The following is a 4,125-nucleotide window of genomic DNA, read 5'->3' as shown; positions in this document are numbered from 1 at the left end:
AGCAATGCTGGCGACCGTTTTCGAAGTTCCGCTTAGCGGCCATTGGCCGCGTAGCAGCATCACGTAACTTTGGGCTCTTTCCGGACCTTTGCTGCGGCCAGCACCGAGGTCTAGTGTGCGGAAAAGCACCAATTCGCTGCGACTGCTCCAAGGTCAGCTTTCGTTAAGCCTAGGAAAAACGGTCGAATTGACAAATGTCAATTCGGGCGCCTTCGTGGGCTTTAAGCTGATCCTAGGATGTTTCACAGCAAGGGAGAGAACGATGAAAGTATTGGGATTATTTGCGGCGATGTTCGGCAGCTTCGTTTTTATATCAAGCGTAGCCAGCGCAGACGATGCGGGACATGCGGAATACGTCAGCGCTTGCGCGGCATGCCATGGCGTGGATGGGCGGGGTGATGGACCGATAGCAGAATTGCTTACTATTACAGTGCCGGCGTTGACAGGGTTGTCCGCCGCGAATGAAGGTGCCTTCCCGATGCTCAAGGTCATTCATGCAATTGACGGACGACAGTCCATCAGGGGGCATGGTAACCCGATGCCGATCTGGGGCCAACAGTTCGAGGTCGAGGTCGAGGCCGAAGGCTATGGCCCCTATGGCGGTGAAGCCGTCGTTCGTGGCCGCGTTCTATCGATCGCCTATTACTTGGAATCCATCCAAGAGTGACGCAGTTGACGAACCAACATGGTATTGGCGTCTCGGTTCTGTTGCTGTCGTTTAGTATTTGGTTCAACAACGCGCCATTCGCCATGGCAGAGGTCTGCGTCCTGCCGGACGGATCCACCTATCCTGCACCGACGAGGTCGGAATCCGCTAGTGAAGCGTGTGCGGCGATGGATTGATGTGGCGCGTTCTTGATCTGTGTCGCCGAACCAGACATCTGTGCTGACCGCAGCATCAGGCAAAGAAGGCTCGAACCTGCCGTTAGCCGCCCCGTTCACGAAGGTCCGGTTGAGGAGCGGTGGCGCTGTGTGCAGCCACGCCTACGTCACTTTTGATCAAGCGAATCTCGTATTGATCCGCTTCCAATCTGACGGTGACCGGACCTCACTCCAGAACCTCTACGACCGGCAAGGTCACTTCGCTGGCCACCGCCCCATACCGGATCTCCACCCGGTCAGCGTCAGAGCGCACCAGCGTCATGAAATGCACTTTTGTGCCAAGCGGAACCGGCTCGCCGAGGTTTGATGAGATCGTCAGACGGTGATCAAACCCATCGGCAATGGCGCCGGTGATGGTGCGGAACCGCAGCGCGCCGGGCATCTCCAGCAAGATCGGGCGTCCCACATAGCCAGCCAGTGCCGCGACAGGCGCCACGCGCATCAGCGTGGATCCCGAGGTCATTGCAGCCCGCAGCTGCAGCTCGCGACCCCAAGTCGGCAGCCAGAAGCTCGATTGGCGGCCACGCAATGACCAGAGCCAGCGGCGCTGCGCCCAGCGTGCGGGCGCGCCTTGGGCCTTGAGCGCGATCGCCTCACCGCGCTCAAACACATCGCGCAAGGGCTCGACCACAACCGGGCCGAAGCCATTGTCGACATATTCCACTGTACGGCGCAAGCTGGCGCTGAGCGGGCTGCGCACAAGGCTCGGGTTGGTCTGGACCGGGCGGCCGAGATAGCTTGGCAGAACGGGGGCAGTTAGGTCGGGGGTATCGCTCAGCAGGAAGGTCGCTGTGACCATGCCGTCACTCTGGCGACGCCGCGTGATCTCGATGGCGGAGGCGAGGACGCCCTGCCGTATAGGGGCAATTGCGATGCGCGCTGCGGTGACCGAAGGCGCGGGCAGTTGCATGCCCAGTGGCTCTGTCAGGCGGATACGATCCGCCGCCACGGTGACAATCTCGACCAAAACGGCTTCGCGCCCATCGATGGCAAGGACTGCAAATCCCGCTGCCCGAAAATCCGACACCGTGGTGTCCAGCAGGATCTCGGTTTCACCCTGTGCGAGATCAGCGGTCGGCTGCAGAGCCAGATGCCAAAGCGGTACCTGCCAGTCGCCTGCGAACCCCGCGCGTGACAATTCTGCAGCGCGTGCCAAGCCAAGGGCATCACAGCGATGCTGGAGCGTGATGATCTCGCGCGGCCGAGGCCGCAGCGCGATGCGCTGTTCGCCTGCCTGCGCTGACAGTATATCCGTGCGCCATTCCAAAACTTCGGTGATCTGCTGTACCGCTGAGAAGGGCCATAAGGGCGGTTGGTTAGGCATTGATGGCCCCACGATTGCGACGGATGACGTTCAAAATGGCCCGTTCCCCTGAGGGCGTGGCGAGATAATCGCCGACGACGCTTGGATCGAGCACGTTGATGATGCGGGTCGACATCTGGGCCGCTGGGGCCGCCCCTTCGCCGTTCATCTCGACGCCAAGCCGTCCGCCACGTCCGCGCTTCAACGGCATGATGGCCTCTGGCCCAGCCTCGCCCATCAGCCCGATGCCAGAGGCAAAGGGAAAGACGGTCGGGCGGTTGACGATCCCACCGCGCGCAAAAGCGGTCATCTCTGAACCACCCGCAAACACCCCACCCTTCGCAAAGCCGAAGAGGCTCGCAAGAAAGCCGCCCCCGCCGCTACCACCCCCACCAGAAAGCGCATTGATCAGGGCATTCTCAATCGGCTTGAAGGCCAGATCGATCAGTCTGGTGGCGAGGTTCTGCGCAATGCGCGAGATTGCCCCTGCAAAGGTCTCCCAGGTGAACTCGCCGGATTTGAGGGCGTCTTTGATTGGACCGGTGATATCTTGTGCCAGACCTTGCGCGATCTCGCGGGACCGCTCGGCAGCGTTACGCACGGCGTCGGACGTGGCTTCCCATGCGTCCTTTGCGGTCTTGGCGGCATCGCCGAGCGCTGTTCCCGCCGCACGCCCCGCACCCGCGGTGCGGTCCGCCGCAGTGCCAGCACCATCGAGCGCATCCGAGAGCCCGGCCGCCGCGCCCTGCGCCCCGCCGAGACCATTGACCGCCTCAGCCGTTCCAGCAGCAACCGCTGTGCGCAGGGCTGCCACAGATTGCAGAGGTGCTGTCGCCGCTGTCGCAACCTCGCCCATCATCTCCCTGAGGCGCGTCGCCTCGCTCCTGGCCGTCTCGGCGGCGGCGGTGAGGCCAAGATCAGGTGGCGTGATCGGATCACTTGAAAAAGCGGCTTGGAAGGCTGCGCGCGCCTCGGCACCGGCATTTTCCGCCGCTCCGGCAAAGGGGTTCTCTATCCCGCCGAGTTCGATCGTGCCGATCAGGGGCACACGCTTCTCGATGCCAAGGACATCGAGACCGGCATTGATCCCTTCCAAAAACCCGTCGATCCGCTGGGCCACGCCGTTCAGCATGGCTTCGACACCACCGATCATTGCGTTGGCAGCGCCATAAGCAAATTCCCCGATGGTGGCGGGCAGGGCGCCCCAGAGCACTTTGATCGCATCAAAAGCCCCTTGGAATGTGTTCAGCGTGGCATTGCCAAAGCCGACCACGGCTTCAAGCCCGGTTTGCAAAGCGGCAGCGATGCTCGCACTGATCTCTGCCCAGCCCGCAACAATGGCGAGGCCCAAGGCTACCATGCCAAGATGCATGCGATCCCAGACCTCGCGGGCAAGATCAGCCAAGAGCTCCAGTGCCGCCCCGACACTGCCTGCGCCTTGCACCAGCCGTCCGAACTGAAACACCAACTCGCCCGCGCCAACGACCAGCGCGCCGATCCCGGTTCGGATGAGCGCACCTCGAAGGATGACAAGGGCGGTCGCGAGGCCTCGGACGGACAGGACGGCTGTGGCAAGCCCTGCGACCCAGCGCCCCGCCATGAGACCGGCGAAGGCCGCGGCGTAAGAGGTCAGCCGCCCCATATTGGCGCCTAGTGCACCCAGGGCGGTCCCGAGTGCACCACCTTCGGAGGCGAGCCCCACAAGCGCACTCGCCAGCCAAGTCACTGCCGGGGCCACGGCCACAGCGATCTGATTGCGCAGCCCATCGAACACCAGAGAGAGGCTGCCTAGTGCAATCTGCGTCTGGCGCAGGGAGGCCAGAGCCTCACCGTCCAGAATAGCGCCGACCGCGCGGGCCTGATCTGTTAATTGTCACTGAGAACTGACCCGGCGGGGGTGCGGACGAAAACTTGGACTATCTTGGAGATAGTTCATGTAT

At 62.4% G+C, this 4,125-nt stretch carries 3 protein-coding genes; 1 reads left to right on the top strand and 2 read right to left on the bottom strand.

Annotated features, from left to right (window positions below; translation table 11 throughout):
- The first annotated feature begins 262 nt into the window (after positions 1–262).
- A complete protein-coding gene (locus ACEN2J_RS20460) occupies positions 263–667 on the top strand; it encodes a c-type cytochrome (protein WP_442108555.1) in 405 nt (134 codons plus the stop codon).
- 381 nt (positions 668–1,048) lie between these two features.
- Here the strand turns inward: ACEN2J_RS20460 and ACEN2J_RS20455 are convergent, their stop codons facing one another.
- Both ACEN2J_RS20455 and ACEN2J_RS20450 read right to left on the bottom strand, forming a co-directional pair.
- The gene (locus ACEN2J_RS20455) at positions 1,049–2,206 is read right to left on the bottom strand and encodes a hypothetical protein (RefSeq protein WP_442108553.1); all 1,158 of its coding nucleotides are present in this window, start codon (positions 2,204–2,206) and stop codon (positions 1,049–1,051) included.
- Positions 2,199–3,827 carry a phage tail tape measure protein gene (locus ACEN2J_RS20450; RefSeq protein ID WP_442108551.1) on the bottom strand — a complete coding sequence of 543 codons (1,629 nt, stop codon included), beginning with the start codon at positions 3,825–3,827 and terminating at the stop codon, positions 2,199–2,201. Before ACEN2J_RS20450 ends, ACEN2J_RS20455 begins: the two co-directional genes overlap by 8 nt.
- Positions 3,828–4,125 lie beyond the last annotated feature (298 nt).

The sequence above is a fragment of the Pseudorhodobacter sp. W20_MBD10_FR17 genome, assembly GCF_052119765.1.
Taxonomy (GTDB): Bacteria; Pseudomonadota; Alphaproteobacteria; order Rhodobacterales; family Rhodobacteraceae; genus Pseudorhodobacter.
Note: the sequence above shows the minus strand (reverse complement) of the source record. Positions and strands in the feature narration are given on the sequence as shown.